Genomic DNA, 17,208 nt, shown 5'->3' on the forward strand with positions numbered 1-17,208 from the left:
TCTCCGCCTTCCCCGAATCCTCACGCCGCAACGATGTTGAGCCTATGCGAAGGGGGTTACTCGTACGGTGCGCCGCATCGGCACGCGCGGCAGCAAGGAGGTACCCCCATGGCCGGCAACGGAGCACACGTGACCACCGTCGAGAACCCTGTCCCGGCACAGGAGTTCTCCGGGATCGTCGGTCACCGCTTCATCTACACCTACGCCAACGGCTGGCAGTACGAGATGTACGTGAAGAACCCGACCACCATCGACTACCGGATCCACTCCGGCATGGTGGGCGGCCGCTGGGTCAAGGACCAGCGGGTCGACCTCGTCCAACTGGACGACGACCACTACAAGATCTCCTGGAACGAGCCCACCGGTACGTCGGTCTGCGTCAACGTCATGCCCGGCAAGCGCCGTCTGCACGGCGTGATCTTCTTCCCGCGCTGGGTGGAGGAACACGGCGAACGCACCGTCGTCTACCAGAACGACCACCTCGACGAGATGCGCAAGTACCGCGACGAGGGCCCGACCTATCCGATCCACGTCGTCCCGGAATTCGCCAAGATCACGCTCTTCGAGTACGTCGGCCCCGACGACGACACGGTCATCTCCACGGCCCCCGGAGACCTCCCGCAGGGCTGGTCCGACCGCACCAACTAGCTCAAGGCGTCCTCAGCGGCGGGACGGCGGGTACCTCGGGAGCGTTGCGGATGTCCTCGGCGGTCATCCGGAACAGCTCGGGGTATGCGTCGCGCCGGGTGCGGCGGGCGGGCTCGCTCGTGCGCCACATGTACAGGCACTGCGGACACTGCAGCACGTCCCAGACGCCCGGGACGGGCGAGCTGAAGACCAGGTCGACGGTCTGGTGGGCGCAGCGGGGGCAGATGGTGGCGGTCGGGTCGGCCATGGCCGGTGTCCTTTCCGGGGGTGGGCTGGGCGTTGGTCAGCGGCGGGCGGAGAGCCGCTGCAACCGGGTGAGCCACTCGGCGGCCTCGGGCAGGTCATGGACCTGGGTGCTGTAGTTGCCGCGAAGGTCGGGCTCGACCGGGGTGGTCGCGTCGATGACGAGCTTGTCGACGATGCCGGGGGACTGCGCCTGCGGGGCCAGCTCCAGCACGGGCAGGTTGGGGATGGTGATCAGGTCGCCGGACGGGTTCATCTTCGTGGACAGCGCCCACATGACCTGCGGAAGGTTGAAGGGATCGACGTCTTCGTCGACCACGATGACGGTGGCGGCGTAGCCGAGGCCGTGCGGGGTGGTGAGCACGCGTGTCCCGACGGCCTTGGCGAAGCCGCCGTAGCGCTTCTTCGTCGAGACGATGGCGACCAGCCCGTGGGTGTACATCGCGTTGACGGCCTGGACCTCGGGAAAGTCCTTCTTGAGCTGCTCGTACAGCGGCACGCAGGTGCTCGCGGCGATCAGGTGGTCGACCTCGGTCCACGGCATGCCGAGGTAGAGGTGCTCGAAGATCGGGTCAGTGCGGTAGGAGATCCGGTCGATGCGGATGACGGTCATGCTGCGGCCGCCGGAGTAGTGGCCGGTGAATTCGCCGAAGGGGCCTTCGATCTCCCGCTTGCGGCCCTCGATCACGCCCTCGATGACGACCTCCGACCCCCACGGCACGGGCAGTCCGGTCAGCGGGGCCTCGGCGATCGGCGCCGGGGCGCCGCGCAGGGCACCGGCCAGCTCGTACTCGTTCTCGTCGTACTTCATCGGGGTCGACGCCACGATGGAGATCACCGGGTCGTTGCCGATGGTGATGGCGACGGGCAGGTCCTCGCCGGTCTCCTCGGCCGTGCGCAGATGCTGGGCGATGTCGTGCATGGGGACCGGCTGCAGAGCGAGCTTGCGCTTGCCCTTGACCTGGATGCGGTAGATGCCGACGTTCTGCTTGCCGGAGTGCTCGGGGTCCTCGGGGTCCTTGGAGACGACCGCGGCCTTGTCGATGTAGAAGCCGCCGTCGCCGTCGTTGAGCCGGATCAGCGGGAGCACGCGGAAGATGTCGACGTCGTCGCCCTCCTGGGTGTTCTGGGCCCATGGCGGGTCGTCCCGCCGTTCGGGGGCGACGGGGAACTCCGCCCAGCGGCGGATGAACTCCTCGACCTGCTCCTTGGTGCCGGTCTCCTTGGGCAGGTCGAGGGCGAGCGCGTGGTTGGCCCATGAGCCGTGCACGTTCATCGCGATCCGGGCGTCGGTGAAGCCCCTCACGTTGTCGAAGTACAGGGCCGGGGCCGCGTCGCCCAGGCGAGGGGCGGCGTTGGCGGCGGCGGCGATGTCCGGCTCGGGGTTCACTTCCTCGGCGATGTGCAGCAGCTGGCCCTCCTTGTCGAGGGTCGCCAGGAAGGAACGCAGGTCGTCATGGGCCATGGCGAAGATGTCCTTGTCTACGGCGGTGTGGGGGTTGCGGAGGTGCGGGAGGAGGAGGGGGTGGTGTTCAGACCGCGGTCCTGAGGGCGCGGGCGGCGCGCATGCCCTCCCAGCGCCTGGCGGCGGGCGCGGGCAGCTCGAACTGGTCGAGGATGCGGGCGGTGATGTGGTCCACGATGTCGTCGACGGAGGCCGGGTGGTTGTAGAAGGCGGGCATCGGCGGCACCATCTGCACGCCGAGCCGTGCCAGGGCGAGCATGTTCTCCAGATGGATCTCGCTCAGCGGGGTCTCCCGCGGGACGAGGACCAGCTTCCGGCGCTCCTTGAGGACCACGTCGGCGGCGCGGCCCACCAGCCCCTCGGCGTAACCGGCCCGGATCCCGGCCAGTGTCTTCATCGAGCAGGGGACGATCACCATCCCGTCGGTCGTGAAGGACCCCGAGGAGATGGTCGCGCCCTGGTCCTCGGGCGGGTGCGTGACGTCGGCCAGTGCGCTCACCTCGGCGACGGAGAGCCCGGTCTCCAGCTCGATGGTGGTGCGTGCCCAGCGGGAGAGCACCAGGTGGGTCTCCACCCCGGGCAGCTCGCGCAGGTTCTCCAGCAGCCGGACGCCGAAGGCGGCACCCGTCGCGCCCGTCATTCCCACGATCAGTCGCACAGCGGTCAGCTCCCTCGCACCGATTCGACGACGGTGGCCACAGCGCAGCTGTCATTTTCGGTCACCGCTCACCTCCGGACCCCTTCACGCTAGGTGCATCTGCGAGGCTCAAGCGCATACCCTGGCGACAGGCTATGAACAGAAACGGACACGACGACGTCACCGACCTCCCGTTCCGGCCCTCCGTCGGAGCCCCGCCGGGAGTCGAGGTGCTGGACTTCGCCGGGCTGCTGGCCCGGGCGCACGGCCACGGAGTCGACGCCTTCGCCCCCCTGCGCCCCGCCTTCCACCACCTGATCACGGTGCGCTCCGGTACGTTGCGGTGCTCGCTGGACTTCACCGGCCACACGCTGTCCGGCGGCGACTGGCTCTGGGCGCGGCCCGGCCAGATCCTTCAGTTCGGCACCGACCTCGCCGAAGCACGGGGCACCGTCGTGCTCTTCCCGTCCGGCTTCCTCGGCAGCCCCACGGTCGAGGCCGCCCGTGTCGACCAGCCGGCCCCGCGGCAGCCGCTCGTACTCCGGGACGAGGACCAGCGGCAGGCGCTCCGGCGCGTCCTGGAACTGCTGGAGAGCGAGCACCGCCGACTCGCCGAACTGCCCCTGGACGTCCACATCGAGGTGGTCCGGCATCTGCTCGCCGTCCTCGTGCTGCGCCTGGCCCACCTGCGCGGCGCCCAGGACGGCGACGAGGCGGGCAGCGAGGCGTACCGGCGCTTCCGGCAGGCCGTGGAGCGTGACTTCACCCGCAGCCACCGGGTGGAGGAGTACGCCCGGCAGCTGGGCTACAGCGTGCGCACCCTCACCCGCGCGACCCGGGCCGCGACCGGGTCCGGTGCCAAGCGCCTGATCGACGACCGGGTGCTCCTGGAGGCCAAGCGCCTGCTGGTACACACGGACCTGCCCGCCACCGCCGTCGGCGAACGTATCGGCTTCCCCGGCCCCACGGCCTTCACCCGTTTCTTCCGGCAGCGCGCCGGGGAGACCCCGGCAGCTTTCCGCAACCGGGCCCGGGGCGGCCCGCGATGAGTCGCCGTCGGTGATGTCCGGCACGCGGGAATGCCGGTACGCGGGCGTGCAGTTGCCCTGGTCATGACTATCGGAGTAGCGCTCCCGCTTCACCATGACATCGACGGCACGGTGCAGTTGGCGCGGGAAGCCCACGAGGCCGGATTACGTTCCGCGTGGTTCGGTCAGACCTTCGCCTACGACTCACCCTCGCTGGCCGCGATCGTCGGCCGCGAGGTACCCGGGCTGCACGTCGGGACGGCCGCGATCCCGATATTCGGCCGTCATCCCCTGCTCATCTCCAGCCAGGCCCAGACCGCCCAGGCGGCGACCCGCGGCCGCTACCACCTCGGGCTCGCGCTCGGCACCAAGCACCTGACGGAGACCGGTTTCGGCATCCCGCACGAGCGCCCGATCCGACTGCTCCGGGAGTTCCTCACCGCCCTGCGCCCACTCCTCGAAACGGGCAGCGCCGAATTCCGCGGAGAGCTGCTGACCGCCGCCACCCCGCTGCCGGCTGCGGTGCCGGGTGCCGAACCACCCGTGCCGCTGCTGGTCGCCGCCATGGCGCCGCAGGCGCTGCGCGTCTCCGGCGAACTCGCGGACGGCATCCTGCCGTACCTGGCCGGCCCGCGCGCCCTCGCCGAGCACATCGTCCCGGCCGTCACCGCCACAGCCGGGACGGCGGGCCGTCCGGCGCCCCGCGTCGTGGCGTTCGTCCCCGGCGTGGTCACCGCTGACGCCGAGGCCGTGCGGGAGAAGGCGACCGAGGCGCTCGCCTTCTACGAGCGGTTTCCTTCCTACCAGCGGGTCATCGGACTGTCCGGTGGCACCCGGGCCGTCGACCTGGCCGCGATCGGCGACGAGGAGGCCGTCGCCGCCGAGGTGGCACGGTACCGGGAGGCCGGGGCGACGGAGGTGGTGTTCACCATGACGGACCTGGGCGGTGAGGCCGACCGGCGCCGCACCTGGAAGCTGCTCGGAGAGCTGGCGAACGGCTGAGGCGCCCCGGCACCTGACGTCCCGTGCCGGGGCCGTCGGCCAAGGCGCGTCAGTGGTGGTGGCCGTGCCGGCCGAGGGTCTCCACAGGTGTCACGCCGGGGCGGGTCCACTGCGGCACGGGGCGGCTGGTCGGGCCCCAGGTGGCGTTCCCGTCCGCGTCCGAGCGCCAGGACCAGCAGGGGCTGCGCCCCTCGGGCCGGCCCTCGGGGTTGTCCTCCCACGCCTCGCCGCGGCCGTAGGGCGTCATGTCGAGCAGGCCGAGGGACCCGTTGACCCGCTCGTTGCCGCGGCCCGTCGTGGAGTAGGTGAGGAACGCGCGGTCTCCGTCGCGCAGGAAGCAGGTGAGGTAACCCATCTCGCCGCCGACCGGCGCGGCCACGTCGCGCACCGAGTACCAGGGCTGGGTGTAGCCCATGAAGTCGACGTAAGGGGCCACCTCGTCCCAGGGGCCCGTGGTCACGACGGCGAACGAGACGCCGCGGGCGTTGAGGCAGACGGCGTCCTTCAGGTGCCAGGCCGTGGTGGTGCAGCCTTCGCACTGCCCCTGGTGCGGGGCGCCGTCGTACCACATGTGCTTGTAGACCACGAGCTCGTCGCGCCCCTGGAACAGCCCCAGGAACGGGACCGGGCCGTCGGGTCCCACGACCTCGACCCTCCCGTCGAACTCCACCATCGGCAGCCGGCGGCGGGCCGCGGCGATCGCGTCACCCTCGCGGGTGTGGGCCTTCTCGCGGACCAGGAGCTCGTCCCGGGCGGCCTGCCAGGTGGCCAGGTCGGCGACGGGCGGGCGGCCGGGCAGCTCGGTGGCCGCATCGTCCGGAGTGGTCGTCATGGTGTCCTCCGTGGTGTCTTGTGCCGGACAGCGTCGTACGCCGTCGTCGGACGCTCACCGGAACAGACTCCCGACCCCGCCGAAACTCATCGTGCGGCGGCGAGGCTGAGTCGAGGCGTTTCCGGGCAGGAGAGACGTTGTTCCGGTCCGTGTCGAACGCCTCAGGGAGCTTTCGTGTCCGCAACCGACAGGGATGCAGCCGCCGCGTCGGAGAGCGGGGACGACACCCCGCTGCGGCGTGCCATCGGCCCCAGACTGCTGATCCTGTTCGTGATCGGTGACATCCTCGGCACCGGCATCTACGCCACCACCGGTCAGGTCGCCGGCAAGGTCGGCGGGGCGCTGTGGCTGCCGTTCGTCATCGGGTTCGTCGTCGCGATCCTGACGGCCGCCTCGTACGTCGAGCTCGTCGGCAAGTACCCGAAGGCGGCCGGAGCCGCGCTCTACACCCAAAGGGCGTTCCAGGTCCCGTTCCTGACGTTCATCGTCGCCTTCATGGTCATGTGCTCGGGCCTGTCCTCGGCGAGCGCGGCCGCCCGTGCCTTCAGCGGCGACTACCTGTCCGAGTTCACGGACTTCTTCCCGCCCACGCTCATCGCGATCCTGTTCATCCTCGCCCTGGCGGCGCTGAACCTGCGGGGCGTGTCGGAATCCGTGAAGACCAACGTGGTCCTCACCGTGGTCGAACTGACCGGCCTGCTCGTCGTCCTCACGATCGGCGCCTGGGCCGTCCTGACCGGTGACGGCGAACCCTCCCGGCTCGGTGAGTTCCAGGCCGAGGGCACCGGTTACGCGCTGCTCACCAGCGTGCTGGGGGCGACGGCCCTCGGCTTCTTCGCCTTCGTGGGCTTCGAGGACTCCGTCAACATGGCCGAGGAGACCAAGGATCCCGTGCGGACGTTCCCGCGCGCCATCTTCACCGGCGTCGCCGTCACCGGCACCATCTACGTCCTGGTCGCCCTGGTCTCCTCGCTGCTCGTCGACTACCGCGTGCTGGAGGCCTCCAGCGGCCCGCTTCTGGAGGTCGTCAAGGCCGGCGGCCTCGACTTCCCGCCCAAACTCTTCGCCCTGATCGCGCTGTTCGCGGTCACCAACTCGGCACTGATCAACATCATGATGGCGTCCCGCCTCTGCTACGGCATGGCGAACGAGCGCATCCTGCCGCGTGCCCTGGGCCGGGTACTGCCCCGGCGCCGCACCCCGGTCGTCGGTATCGTCTTCGTCTCGCTCCTCGCCATCGGCCTGGTCTCCACCGGGGAGATCGAGGGCCTCGGCGACACCACGGCCTTCCTGCTGCTGTGCGTCTTCGCCGTCGTCAACATCGCCGTCCTCGTCCTGCGCCGCGACCGCGTCGAGCACCAGCACTTCCGTACGCCGACCGCCCTGCCGGTGCTCGGTGCGATCACCGCCCTGATCCTGGCCAGCCCGTTGTCCGACCGGCCCGCGGAGGTCTACATCCGGGCGGGCGTGCTGGTGGCCATCGGCATCGGGCTGTGGGTGCTCAACAAGGCGGTGCTCAAAGTACGCGGCGAGGCGTGAGCAGGACACCCGCGAGGTGGCGCGCGCCGAATGGGCACCGGGCCACCACGGCTCCCGCGCGACGGCGACGGGAGCGTGATGGCCCGGCAGGGGGTGTTACACGGTGGTTCGAGGTAGGTCAGCGCGTGAACGTGACCCGGTGTTCCTTCAGGGCGCCGCAGTTGGAGCCGTACACCTGCACGTACACGTTCTTGATGCTGCCGCCCCAGTCGACGCAGTGACCCTTGCCGTAGACGTAGGTCGGTCCGGCGAAGGACGAGAAGCGCCCGACGTCCTCGTGGCTTTCCTCGGTGTCGGGGACGTAGATCCACGCGCCCATGTCCACGGCGGTACCCGGGTTGTTGCGGATGGTCGTGACGCAGTTCTGCCCGTTGGCGGCGTTGTACGTCAGGTAAACGGTGCCCAGGGAACCGACGGCCGCCGAGTTCACCGTCTTGTAGGCGCTGCCGCAGACCTTCTGCGGAGTGGTGTTGGGCGCGGCGGAGGCGGGTGACGCCAGGGCGGTCGTGGTCCCCACGGTCAGCGCCGCCAAGGCCGACGCGGTCAGGACGGAACGGGTGAATCGCATATTTCCCCCTTGCAACTCTTCGAGTGGTTGCTCCTGCATGGTGTGACCCGCCGGACACTCAAAGGGTTGTGTGTCAGTTCGCGGGAAAATTCGGTGAGTTGGGGGGCGAGGGCCCTGCCTCGGCGGGCGCCCGAGCATGCCCGGGACCCGCCGCGTTTACTCATGAGTCAGTCATGGCACACGCGAGATCCAGAGGATCTGCTCAGGGGTGTCACACGTGCTGCACATCCCCCTTCCAAAGTCTCGTTAGCGTTACGGCTCGATCCCACGTGCGATCGTGACCAGGCCGCGGCCGGCGAGCCGCCGACACAGCCAGATCGGGAAGACCACACATGGACTACTGCTCCTCGTGCCGTAGGCACCTCAACGGCGCCTTGGTCTGCCCGGGGTGCGGCGCCTACGCCCCGGACATCGCCCCCGCCGCCGACGGCCGTACCGGACCCGCCGCATGGGAGTATCCGGCCGCGTCCGGCGCATCGCCCGACGGGAACGTGTGGGACGACGGCAGCGTGTGGGACACCAACCGCGCCGGTACGCGTGAGCTCCCCCTCGCGTACACCGGATCGTCCGGCGGCCGCCACGAGAGCCTCGGCACCCACGCGTCCGACGGCCATGAGACCCCTGACACGGATCCGTCCCACGGACATGACGCCCCGGAGACCACCACCGGAGCCGACGGCTACCAGGCCCCGCAGCAGGGGCGCGCGGCACGGCGTCGCCAGCTGGCCCGCTGGAAGAAGAACCAGCGCCGGGCCGTGGTGGCGACCGCCGTCGCGCTCGTCGGAGGCGGTCTCACCGTCGCCGCCATGAAGGGCGACTCCACGCACGGCGTGCAGTCGGCCACGGCGCCGGAGGACACGACCATGGGCGGCGCCGACGGTCAGGCGCCGGCGTACACCGAACCGACGTCGACCCTGAGCGACCCCGCACGGTCCTCGGCCACGACCGCCACTCCGCCGCACGCCGGCCGTACCTCGCAGCGCGAGCAGCCCCGGGCCGCCGCTCCCCGCAGCACACCGGCGGATCCGCGGACGGACGCGGCCGCAGCGCCCCGGAAGCTGCCGAAGACGACGCAGCCGAGGACCACGGTCCCGGACACGGTCGACACCGTCACCGGCAGCACCGGCAAGTCCACGTCGACGGTGACCGAGCAGCAGACGACCCCGCCCGCAGCCGGTACCGGCAACGACTCGCAGCAGGCCGCGTCCCCCGAGACGACCCCGTCCACGGCGAGCCCCACTCCGGCCGCGACGCCTCCAGCGAACTCCGGCTCCGACTCCGATTCCAAGGAGCTGTGCGTGCTCGTCATCTGCCTGGGCTGAGTCGTCCGTAGCATCGGAGCCATGGCAGACGAGTGCTTCCGGCATCCGCGGCTCGCCGCGGTCTACGACCCGCTCGACCCCGACCGCGCCGATCTCGAACCGTACTTGCGCATGGCGGAGGAGTTCGGGGCGCGCCGGGTGCTCGACCTCGGCTGCGGCACGGGCGTGTTCGCGCTGCTGCTGGCGCGACGCGGCGTCGACGTCGTCGGCGTCGATCCCGCCGGAGCGTCCCTGGACGTGGCCCGCGGCAAGCCGGGCGGCGAGCGGGTGCGGTGGATCCACGGCGACGCGACGACCCTCCCGCCCCTGGCCGCCGACCTCGCGACGATGACGGGCAACGCCGCACAGGCGGTCGTCGATCCCGAGGACTGGAAAAGGACCCTGCGAGGGGCCCGTGCCGCCCTGCGGCCCGGCGGCCGTTTCGTGTTCGAGACCCGGGTCCCGGCCCGCCGCGCCTGGGAGGAGTGGAACCGCGAGGCCACGCACACCGTGACGGACGTACCCGGCGTCGGCGCCGTCGAGTCCTGGGTCGATCTGCTCGACGTGAGCGGGCCGTTGGTGACGTTCCGGTGGACCTATGTGTTCGCCGCGGACGGGCAGGTGCTGACGTCGGACTCCACACTCCGTTTCCGCGACCGGGAAGAGGCCGAGGCGGAACTCGTCGCGCAGGGCTTCGCGGTGGAGGACGTGCGCGACGCGCCCGACCGGCCGGGCCGGGAGTTCGTGTTCGTCGCACGGCGGCCGGGAACAGCCCACTGACGCGGGCCCTGCCGCCTCCGCGCAAGCGGAATCCGCCCGTACAATCCTGGCGACCAAATCGGGGGCGTCAGCAGCGGGGGAGTCCGCGTGGAAACCATCATCGTGCAGTTGCCCGGCCCCGCGCAGTGGGGCGCGGACGAGACAGGCAGGCCCGACCTGATCCATCTGGGGCCCGGGGACATCGCCGACTTCGGCCGCGGCACGCCCGGCGGCGCGGAGCTGCGCATCGTGCTGACCGATCCCGGGATCTCGCGCCGGGCCGGGCAGTTGGAGGCGGCCGGGGACTACTGGCGGCTGTCCAACTACAGCCGCAGCATGTCGTACGTGGTGGAGAACCTGGAGGGAGCCGGCGAGTACCTGACCGTCGCCCCGGGGCGGCTCGGCGCGCCCGTGCCGTTCGAGTTCTCGCGCGTGGTGCTCCCCGCCCTGTCCGGCACCGCGACCTTCAAGGTGTTCGCGCCCCAGCACGCCTACCTCGGTGAGCAGTCCGCGCCGGGCGGCGGGGAACAGACCGTCCACCCCTTCGCCCTGGACCCGACGTCGAAGTACTTCCTCGTGCTGGTGGCCCTGTGCGAACCCCGGCTGCGCGACCCCTCCGATTCGGCGCTGCCCGGGGTCGGGCAGATCGTCGAGCGGCTGCGGCCGCTGGAGTCCTGCCGGGACCTGACCCGCTCCGCGGTCAACTACCACATCGACTACCTGGCCTTCGCCAAACTGCGCCTGGACGTCGGCGAGGAGACCGCGACCGGCGGCGACGGCGGCCGCACCGGAGCCAAGCGCTCCCGGCTCGCCTCCGTCGCCCTGCGCTTCGGCCTGGTGCGCGAAGAACACCTCAGCCTGCTGCCGTCCCGCGGTGCCGGGCGCCTCACGCCGCAGGAGGCAGGCGCATGACGAGACCCGACGTCCCGGACGACATGGCGGACGATCTGGAGATACCAGGGCCGCCCCGCCTCCCGGAGGGGTTCCGGATCGACGGCTGGGAGGTGGGCGCGGTCATCGGCTCCGGCGGCTGGGGGACCGTGTACGAGGCCCGTACCGTCGCCGACGGCACGCCCGTGGCCGTGAAGGTGCTCCCGACCGGTGCCCTGGGGCCCGGGCAGCGGGCAGCGCTCGGTGAACTGGTGGAGCGCGAGGTCCGGTTCAGCGCCGATGCCGATCACCCCCACCTCGTGCGCACCCACGCCGTGTGCACCGTCGAGGCACCGGAACTGCCCACCCTGGACGGCGCGTTCGCGCTGGTCATGGACCGGGCCGAGGCCAGCTTGAAGGACGTCCTGGACGCCGCCGCCACCGGCGGGCCCATCGACGGCGCCGACCGTGTCCTGCGCGGAGTCGCCGCCGGACTCGCCCACATGCACGACGCCGGCTGGGTGCACGGCGACCTCAAGCCCGCCAACGTCCTGCTGGGCCCGGCCGGACAGGTGTGGCTGGCGGACTTCGGGCTGGCCGCCGAACTCGACGGCACCCACGCCCATCTGCCGCCGCTCGGCACCCTCGACCACCTGCCGCCCGAGTGGTGGTCCCAGCGCACCGGCACCCAGGGCGCCGTCGTCCGGCCCACGGCCGACATCTGGGCCTTCGGCGTCCTCGCCCACCAGGTGCTCACCGGCGGGCTCCACCCCTTCCCGGGCGCGACGGCCCGGGCCCGCTCCCTCGCCGCCCAGGCCTACGCGCGCGGCACCGCACCCCTGCGGCTCGACGCGGGCCTCGGCGACGGACTGCGGCGGCTGATCGCCGACTGCCTGGCGCCCGACCACACCACCCGGCTCCCGCACACGGCCCGTGACGTCGCCGCCCGCGTCGAGGACCTCACCGACGGTCCGCCCCGCCGCCCGCGACGCCTGATGCCGGCCGTGGCGGCCGGGCTCGTCGTCCTGACCGCCGCCGCAGTCGCCGGGGTGGCACTCCTCGGCGGAGCCGGCGACACCCAGGACGACGACCGCGGCCGCGGCGCCCCCGCCACCGTGACCGGCGCGCACCGCCCGGTGCCCGGCGAGATCCCGGAGGACTCCGACGTACCCGAGGCGCTGCGCCCCGTCATCGCCCGCGCCGCCCACCGCTGCACCGACGAGGAGATCACCCCCGCCCTGCTCGCCGCGCTGCTCAAGGCCGAGAGCGGCTTCGACGTGAACGCCGCCCGCCCGGAGAGCGAGGAGTACGGCATCGCCATGTGGACGCCGTCGGTGTTCCGGGCCTGGGCGGTGGACGGCGACGGGGACGGCGACAAGGACCACATGTCGCCGCCGGACGCGATCGCCACCATGAGCCTGTACGTGTGCTGGCTCGACCAGCGCTTCAAACAGGAGGGACTGCCGAAGAAGGACCTGCCCGCGCTGGTCGCGGCCGGCTACCGCACCAGCGACCGCACGGTCATCGAGGAGGGCGGCGTCCCCGCACGGGTACGCCCGCACGTGGACAAGGTGCTGGGCTACCTCGCCGAGTACGAGCGCTGAACTCCTGATGAGCCGCACTGCGGGATGTCCGGGAGCCGGTTGTCCGGCGAGCTGACGTAGATGTTGGAGATGTAGCCCCCGTACTGGGGCAGATAGGCCCACCACTCGTTGGTGTAGGGCGGCACGCTGACCACCTGGCCCCGGACTTGGCAGCCCACCAGCACCTCGACCCCGGCCGGGAGTTGCGTGACCCGGGCCTCGCCCGTGGCCGGGCCCCTGCGGACGTTCACGAACTCGCCCCAGGTGCCGAACCACGCCCCCGCGGGCCGCACCCCGCCCGGCACGTTCAGCGAGCGGGTCAGCCGGCCGAGGTCGGTGTACGCCTTCCCGTACGACGTGCCGACCGGATGCAGCGTCAGCACGGCAACGATCGTGCGGTCGTCGGCGCCCACCGTGCCGGTGGTGTGCAGTGCCGGGCGGGTGAGGTCCACGCCGGCCGCGGCCTCGGTCCCGGGAGCGGCGGCTCTGGTGGCGCGAGCGGCGGCCGGTTCCGCCTCGGCCGCCGTCACCGAGGCGCCGCACGTCCCCTTCGCGTACCCCCCGGACCAGCCCTGCTTCACCGCCCAGGGGCGGTCGAACGAGCCCGCGATGCCGAAGTGCTGGTCGAAGCGGTCCGAGGCGCAGCGTGTGGAGCGGCGCAGGTTGTCCATGACGAAGTCGCGTACGGGGGCGGGCGCCTCGTCCAGGATGTAGCGGTAGATCGCCACGGTGTCCCGGGCAGAGAGGGCGGTGTAGCCCCAGTAGCCCTCGTACCCGGCGGGTGGCGGCGCGGTGTCCCGCAGACCGAGCCGGGTGGTCATCCGGTCGATGATCGCCGAGCCGCCGTACTCCGACCAGTAGTGGTCCGCGGCATCGTCGTCGCTGCTGCGCAGCATCGGCTCGAGCAGCGCCCGGTCGGCCTCGGGGATCGTGTACTCGGGGCCACGGTCCCACAGGAAGTCCAGGGCCAGCAGCAGTTTGACGACCGAGGCGGAACGGAACCGCGCGCTCTCGTCGACCTGTTCGGTGAACGTGCCCGTCCGGCGGTCGAAGACCGCGACCCCGGCGGTGACGCCGTCCGGAATCCGGGCGGCCTGTGCCACCGGGGCGGACGTCCCCGGCCTGGGGACCGCAGCCGCACCGCCGGTGAGCGACGCGACCGTGACGATCGTCGCGAGCGCGGCGGCGCCGCGCAGGATCATGCGCATGGTTGCCTTTCCGAGAAGGGACGACCTGGGGGTTCGACCCTGATAAATGTCAGGTGTCGGCGGCCTGGTGACCGCCCGTACGGTCACCCCAGTGAGCGATGGCCGGCCGGATCGCCGGCCCGCCCGCGCACGACCAGGACATCCGCCGACACACATGAAAGAGGGGGCTCATGAGCCGCCGATCGCTCAGGACACTGCTGGCCGCCGGGGGCGCCGCAGCGGTGATGGCGCTCCTCCCGACCGCCGCCCACGCCGCGCCGCACTCGGGCGGCAACTACGGCGCCTACGGGAACGAGGGCCAATACCCCACCACGAACTACTGCTCGGGCACGTTCCGGCAGATCGGGGCCACCAAGTACGCCGAAGGCATGGCCCTGAAGTACTTCTACTCCGACAAGTGCGGTTCCTTCGCCCGGATCGAGAACTCCCGGCCGGGCTGCGCCGCCGTACTCCAGCGTTCCGACAGCGGCGTGGGACGTGTCGACGGCTGGGTCTCCGAGACCGTCGACCCCGGCATCACCTACGCCTACACGCAGATGGGGAACAACCTCAACGGCCGCGTCTCGCGCGCCCTGCTCTCGTGCGACGGCCACGACCTGACCGCGACCGGCTGGTACTGAGCCGCACCCGCGACAGGGGGCGGCCGGTGCTCCGGTCCGCCCCCTGTGGCGCATGGCGCGTCAGCAGTCCGGAACTCCGGCGATCTTCTGGCCGCCCCGGATGTACAGGTTGTTCACCCAGGCGATGTCACTGCCGGCGAACTCCTGGACCGCCGTCCACCAGTTGTTGGTGCCGACGGCCGGGTCGTGAACGGTCTGGCCCTGCGTCTGGCACACTGCGTCCGCCCACCACTGCGAACGGACGGCGAGACGAGGGGAGGCGGAGGTCGGCTGCTGGCGCAGGTTGACGTCGGTGGCCCAGACGTAGACGTCGGTCAGGGTCGGGTCGCCGTTGTTTGCGGCGGCGGCCGGGGCCGCCTGGGCGGTGGTGGCGAGGCCGCCGACGGCGAGCGCGGCCACGGCGAGGCCCATGGCGGTACGGATGGTCATTCGCTTCATGTGTCTGTCCCCCGTAGGACGATGGTGTGGTCGGGTGTGGTCATGGTCCGGGTCAGCAGCGCGCCGAGGCGGGCAGGTCGCCGTACTCGTTGCCCTTGAGGTACACGGCGCTGACGTAGCCCTCGAGGAGCTTCACCCAGACGTCGTTGGAGTAGCCGTTGTCGGTGATGCGCTCGCCGCGGGTCCAGCAGTAGGCGCCGAGCGGCTGCCCCGCCGGAACGGTGGCGAGGATGCCGTAGGAAGTGCCCGGTCCGTAGCGGACGTTGACGGTCTCGTAGGGCACGACCGCGTACGGCGCGGCCATGATGCGAGAGCCGCTCTGCTCGCCGGCGGCGGACGCGGCGGCGGTCCCCGCGGTGAGCGAGCCGAGCAGCGCGAGCGCCCCGGCGCCGACGAGCGCGGCCCTGGCGAAGATGCGAGTGGACATGTCGAGTTCCCCCTGAGGTGTGGCCGACGCTCAGAACTGTAGGGAGACCAGGGGCGACGCGGTCCCTGACAATTGTCAGGGTCGTGCGGGGCAACTGTGGTGCGGGCCCGGGGACTTGGTCCGTCGGACAGGGGCGGTGCGATACGGCCGAAAACCGCTCGACGACCACACCCGCCGCTGTCTACGATCCACCGCGCGGCATCGCGTGTCGGTCACCGGCCGGGTGAGACATGGAGGTGCCGCGGAGATGCCCGTGGAGGCATTCAACCGTGTCAGTCGAGTTCAATCACACCATCGTCCTGTCCCGCGACAGAGAGAAGTCCGCGCGCTTCCTCGCGGAGATCCTGGGTCTGGAGGTCGGGGCACCGGCCGGGGTGTTCCTGCCGGTGACGACCGCCAACGGCGTCACGCTGGACTTCCTCACCATCGACGCCGACATCCCCATGCAGCACTACGCGTTCCTCGTCTCCGAGGACGAGTTCGACGAGGCCCTCGCCCGGCTCGTCGCGGCCCGGATCCCCATCCAGGCCGACCCGCACGGCAACCACCCGCGCAAGATCAACCGCAATGACGGCGGCCGGGGCGTGTACTTCCTCGACCCGGCGGGCCACGGCCTGGAGATCATCACCCGCCCGTACGGCGCGGACCCGTCCTCGCCGCTGAACGGCGTCACGGAGGACGTGCCCGGGGCGATCTGAGCCGGCCCGGGCCGGGGTCGGGACCTCGTAGAACGAGCAGATCCCGGCCCCGGTCCGGCCGTTCAGGCGCCGTCCTTCAGCGCCAGAGGAGCCGGCTCCGGGCCGGTGTCCGGCGCCTGGTCGCGGCGGGGGAGCAGCACTGGGGTGAAGAGGAGGAAGACGCCGGCCAGGGCTATGGCCGTCCGGGGGCCGGTCAGATGGGCCACCAGGCCCCACAGGGCGGTCACGGCCGCCGTGGTGGCCTTGCCGGTGGCCGACCAGGCGGCCAGGGTACGGGTGACCCGGTCCGCGGGGGTCCGGTCGAGGCGGTACGTGGCGAACACCGGGTTGAACACGGCACAGCAGGTGATCAGCCCGAATTCGACCACCATGACCAGCGCCAGCCCCGCCGTACCGGGGCCGACGAAGGCCAGCCCGACCGACCAGCACGCCCGCAGCACCCCCGCCGTGAACATGACGTGATGCCGGCCCCACCGTGCGACGAGCCGTGGTGCCAGACGCGAGCCGAGCAGGCCGCCCGTGCAGGGCACCGCGAAGGCCAGCGCGTACTGCCACGGGGCGAACCGCAGCTCACCGACCAGGAGGACCATGAGCGGTGGCGAAGCCGCCATGATCAGGGAGTTGGCGAGGACCGTGTTGAAGAAGAGCGGGCGCAGCGCCGGGTCGGCCAGGATGTGGCGCCAGCCGTCGAGCAGGTCACCCGCCCGGGGCCGGGTCTCGGGGGCCGCGGGCCGCACGGGGTGTTTCTCCTCGCCGCCCATCGCCCGCAGGCCGGACGCCGAGAGCAGATAGGACACCGCGTCGGCCACCACGGTCGTCACCGGACCGAACAGTCCGATCGCGGCCCCGCCCAGCGGCGGTCCGACCATGCTGGCCGTCCAGCTCGTCGCCTCGAACCGGCCGTTCGCGACGAGCAGGTCCCGCCGCGGCACCAGGTCCTTCAGGAACGCCCCGGCCGCCGCGTTGAAGGTGATGTCGGCCGCCGCGACCGCCACCGACACCAGCAGCAGTTGTACGAAACCCAGCCGGCCCAGGGCGAACGCCATGGGGATGCTCAGCAGCACCGCACACCGCACCAGGTCCGCCGCGATCATCACCGGCCGTTTGCGGCGGACCTCCACCCACGGTCCGAGCGGCACCGACACGGCCGCGCCGACCGCCGGTCCCACCGCCGCCAGCAGTGACACCTGCGTCGGTCCCGCGTCCAGCACCAGGACCGCGAGCAGCGCGAACGCGTCGAACGCGAGCCATGTGCCGGCCGTGCTGACCGCGTACGCGCCCCACAGCCACCCGAACCGCCGCCCCAGCGACCGTCTGCCCGCCATACCCGGCGCACACCCCC

General features: G+C 71.6%; 19 protein-coding genes. 10 read left to right on the forward strand and 9 right to left on the reverse strand.

The genetic code is table 11. The features are described from left to right. Window positions 1-108 precede the first annotated feature (108 nt). Window positions 109-648, forward strand: coding sequence for a phenolic acid decarboxylase (locus ACH4G3_RS15695; RefSeq protein ID WP_397624968.1), 540 nt, complete (start codon window positions 109-111; stop codon window positions 646-648). A gap of 1 nt (window position 649) precedes the next feature. Here the strand turns inward: ACH4G3_RS15695 and ACH4G3_RS15700 are convergent, their stop codons facing one another. The 3 genes from ACH4G3_RS15700 to ACH4G3_RS15710 form a co-directional block, all read right to left on the reverse strand. Then, on the reverse strand, window positions 650-895 hold the full coding sequence (locus ACH4G3_RS15700; RefSeq protein WP_397624969.1) for a non-oxidative hydroxyarylic acid decarboxylases subunit D: 246 nt from the start codon (window positions 893-895) through the stop codon (window positions 650-652). A gap of 36 nt (window positions 896-931) precedes the next feature. Further along, window positions 932-2,356, reverse strand: a complete 1,425-nt coding sequence (locus tag ACH4G3_RS15705; RefSeq protein ID WP_397624970.1) for a non-oxidative hydroxyarylic acid decarboxylases subunit C — start codon at window positions 2,354-2,356, stop codon at window positions 932-934. A gap of 67 nt (window positions 2,357-2,423) precedes the next feature. Beyond that, entirely contained in the window at window positions 2,424-3,014 is a 591-nt protein-coding gene (locus ACH4G3_RS15710; RefSeq protein ID WP_397624971.1) for a non-oxidative hydroxyarylic acid decarboxylases subunit B, read from the reverse strand. Between the two features lie 134 nt (window positions 3,015-3,148). Between ACH4G3_RS15710 and ACH4G3_RS15715 the strand changes: the two genes are divergently transcribed. Next, a complete protein-coding gene (locus tag ACH4G3_RS15715) occupies window positions 3,149-4,042 on the forward strand; it encodes an AraC family transcriptional regulator (protein ID WP_397624972.1) in 894 nt (297 codons plus the stop codon). Window positions 4,043-4,105: 63 nt separating this feature from the next. Next, a complete protein-coding gene (locus ACH4G3_RS15720) occupies window positions 4,106-5,023 on the forward strand; it encodes an LLM class F420-dependent oxidoreductase (protein WP_397624973.1) in 918 nt (305 codons plus the stop codon). A 49-nt stretch (window positions 5,024-5,072) separates the two neighbouring features. On the opposite strand, the gene ACH4G3_RS15725 is transcribed toward ACH4G3_RS15720, so the two are convergent. Next, window positions 5,073-5,855, reverse strand: coding sequence for a DUF899 family protein (locus ACH4G3_RS15725; protein ID WP_397624974.1), 783 nt, complete (start codon window positions 5,853-5,855; stop codon window positions 5,073-5,075). A 174-nt stretch (window positions 5,856-6,029) separates the two neighbouring features. Here ACH4G3_RS15725 and ACH4G3_RS15730 point away from each other — a divergent pair, with 174 nt between their 5' ends. Then, on the forward strand, window positions 6,030-7,394 hold the full coding sequence (locus ACH4G3_RS15730; RefSeq protein ID WP_397624975.1) for an APC family permease: 1,365 nt from the start codon (window positions 6,030-6,032) through the stop codon (window positions 7,392-7,394). 118 nt (window positions 7,395-7,512) lie between these two features. Here ACH4G3_RS15730 and ACH4G3_RS15735 read toward each other — a convergent pair whose 3' ends face one another. Beyond that, window positions 7,513-7,962, reverse strand: a complete 450-nt coding sequence (locus ACH4G3_RS15735) for a spore-associated protein (protein ID WP_397624976.1) — start codon at window positions 7,960-7,962, stop codon at window positions 7,513-7,515. A 332-nt stretch (window positions 7,963-8,294) separates the two neighbouring features. On the opposite strand from ACH4G3_RS15735, the gene ACH4G3_RS15740 reads away from it, so the two are divergent. From ACH4G3_RS15740 to ACH4G3_RS15755, 4 genes are all read left to right on the forward strand, one after another. Beyond that, entirely contained in the window at window positions 8,295-9,284 is a 990-nt protein-coding gene (locus ACH4G3_RS15740) for an SCO2400 family protein (RefSeq protein WP_397624977.1), read from the forward strand. Between the two features lie 21 nt (window positions 9,285-9,305). After that, a complete protein-coding gene (locus ACH4G3_RS15745) occupies window positions 9,306-10,043 on the forward strand; it encodes a class I SAM-dependent methyltransferase (RefSeq protein WP_397624978.1) in 738 nt (245 codons plus the stop codon). A gap of 87 nt (window positions 10,044-10,130) precedes the next feature. Continuing rightward, on the forward strand, window positions 10,131-10,934 hold the full coding sequence (locus ACH4G3_RS15750; RefSeq protein ID WP_397624979.1) for a serine/threonine protein kinase: 804 nt from the start codon (window positions 10,131-10,133) through the stop codon (window positions 10,932-10,934). Next, on the forward strand, window positions 10,931-12,496 hold the full coding sequence (locus tag ACH4G3_RS15755; protein WP_397624980.1) for a serine/threonine-protein kinase: 1,566 nt from the start codon (window positions 10,931-10,933) through the stop codon (window positions 12,494-12,496). Before ACH4G3_RS15750 ends, ACH4G3_RS15755 begins: the two co-directional genes overlap by 4 nt. Here the strand turns inward: ACH4G3_RS15755 and ACH4G3_RS15760 are convergent. After that, window positions 12,472-13,683: a hypothetical protein gene (locus ACH4G3_RS15760; RefSeq protein ID WP_397624981.1), complete on the reverse strand. Its 1,212-nt coding sequence runs from the start codon at window positions 13,681-13,683 to the stop codon at window positions 12,472-12,474. The two genes, ACH4G3_RS15755 and ACH4G3_RS15760, sit on opposite strands and share 25 nt — an antisense overlap. Window positions 13,684-13,853: 170 nt before the next feature. On the opposite strand from ACH4G3_RS15760, the gene ACH4G3_RS15765 reads away from it, so the two are divergent. Continuing rightward, complete coding sequence (locus ACH4G3_RS15765) at window positions 13,854-14,303, forward strand: hypothetical protein (protein ID WP_354742288.1); 450 nt, start codon at window positions 13,854-13,856, stop codon at window positions 14,301-14,303. A gap of 60 nt (window positions 14,304-14,363) precedes the next feature. Here the strand turns inward: ACH4G3_RS15765 and ACH4G3_RS15770 are convergent, their stop codons facing one another. Next, window positions 14,364-14,741: a peptidase M23 gene (locus ACH4G3_RS15770; RefSeq protein WP_397624982.1), complete on the reverse strand. Its 378-nt coding sequence runs from the start codon at window positions 14,739-14,741 to the stop codon at window positions 14,364-14,366. Between the two features lie 52 nt (window positions 14,742-14,793). Then, window positions 14,794-15,168 carry an SH3 domain-containing protein gene (locus tag ACH4G3_RS15775; protein WP_397624983.1) on the reverse strand — a complete coding sequence of 125 codons (375 nt, stop codon included), beginning with the start codon at window positions 15,166-15,168 and terminating at the stop codon, window positions 14,794-14,796. A gap of 269 nt (window positions 15,169-15,437) precedes the next feature. Here ACH4G3_RS15775 and ACH4G3_RS15780 point away from each other — a divergent pair, with 269 nt between their 5' ends. Next, window positions 15,438-15,866 (forward strand): VOC family protein, encoded by a 429-nt coding sequence (locus ACH4G3_RS15780; RefSeq protein ID WP_020275995.1) that lies wholly within the window; start codon window positions 15,438-15,440, stop codon window positions 15,864-15,866. Window positions 15,867-15,928: 62 nt separating this feature from the next. Here ACH4G3_RS15780 and ACH4G3_RS15785 read toward each other — a convergent pair whose 3' ends face one another. After that, entirely contained in the window at window positions 15,929-17,191 is a 1,263-nt protein-coding gene (locus ACH4G3_RS15785; protein ID WP_397624984.1) for an MFS transporter, read from the reverse strand. Window positions 17,192-17,208: the final 17 nt, after the last annotated feature.

Source organism: Streptomyces afghaniensis (assembly GCF_044327915.1).
Classification (GTDB): Bacteria; Actinomycetota; Actinomycetes; order Streptomycetales; family Streptomycetaceae; genus Streptomyces; species Streptomyces afghaniensis.

Coding starts and splice junctions, on each gene's coding strand:
- ACH4G3_RS15695 (WP_397624968.1), top strand. CDS start 109: ATGGCCGGCAACGGAGCACACGTGACCACCGTCGAGAACCCTGTCCCG.
- ACH4G3_RS15700 (WP_397624969.1), bottom strand. CDS start 895: ATGGCCGACCCGACCGCCACCATCTGCCCCCGCTGCGCCCACCAGACC.
- ACH4G3_RS15705 (WP_397624970.1), bottom strand. CDS start 2,356: ATGGCCCATGACGACCTGCGTTCCTTCCTGGCGACCCTCGACAAGGAG.
- ACH4G3_RS15715 (WP_397624972.1), top strand. CDS start 3,149: ATGAACAGAAACGGACACGACGACGTCACCGACCTCCCGTTCCGGCCC.
- ACH4G3_RS15720 (WP_397624973.1), top strand. CDS start 4,106: ATGACTATCGGAGTAGCGCTCCCGCTTCACCATGACATCGACGGCACG.
- ACH4G3_RS15725 (WP_397624974.1), bottom strand. CDS start 5,855: ATGACGACCACTCCGGACGATGCGGCCACCGAGCTGCCCGGCCGCCCG.
- ACH4G3_RS15735 (WP_397624976.1), bottom strand. CDS start 7,962: ATGCGATTCACCCGTTCCGTCCTGACCGCGTCGGCCTTGGCGGCGCTG.
- ACH4G3_RS15740 (WP_397624977.1), top strand. CDS start 8,295: ATGGACTACTGCTCCTCGTGCCGTAGGCACCTCAACGGCGCCTTGGTC.
- ACH4G3_RS15745 (WP_397624978.1), top strand. CDS start 9,306: ATGGCAGACGAGTGCTTCCGGCATCCGCGGCTCGCCGCGGTCTACGAC.
- ACH4G3_RS15755 (WP_397624980.1), top strand. CDS start 10,931: ATGACGAGACCCGACGTCCCGGACGACATGGCGGACGATCTGGAGATA.
- ACH4G3_RS15760 (WP_397624981.1), bottom strand. CDS start 13,683: ATGCGCATGATCCTGCGCGGCGCCGCCGCGCTCGCGACGATCGTCACG.
- ACH4G3_RS15765 (WP_354742288.1), top strand. CDS start 13,854: ATGAGCCGCCGATCGCTCAGGACACTGCTGGCCGCCGGGGGCGCCGCA.
- ACH4G3_RS15770 (WP_397624982.1), bottom strand. CDS start 14,741: ATGAAGCGAATGACCATCCGTACCGCCATGGGCCTCGCCGTGGCCGCG.
- ACH4G3_RS15775 (WP_397624983.1), bottom strand. CDS start 15,168: ATGTCCACTCGCATCTTCGCCAGGGCCGCGCTCGTCGGCGCCGGGGCG.
- ACH4G3_RS15785 (WP_397624984.1), bottom strand. CDS start 17,191: ATGGCGGGCAGACGGTCGCTGGGGCGGCGGTTCGGGTGGCTGTGGGGC.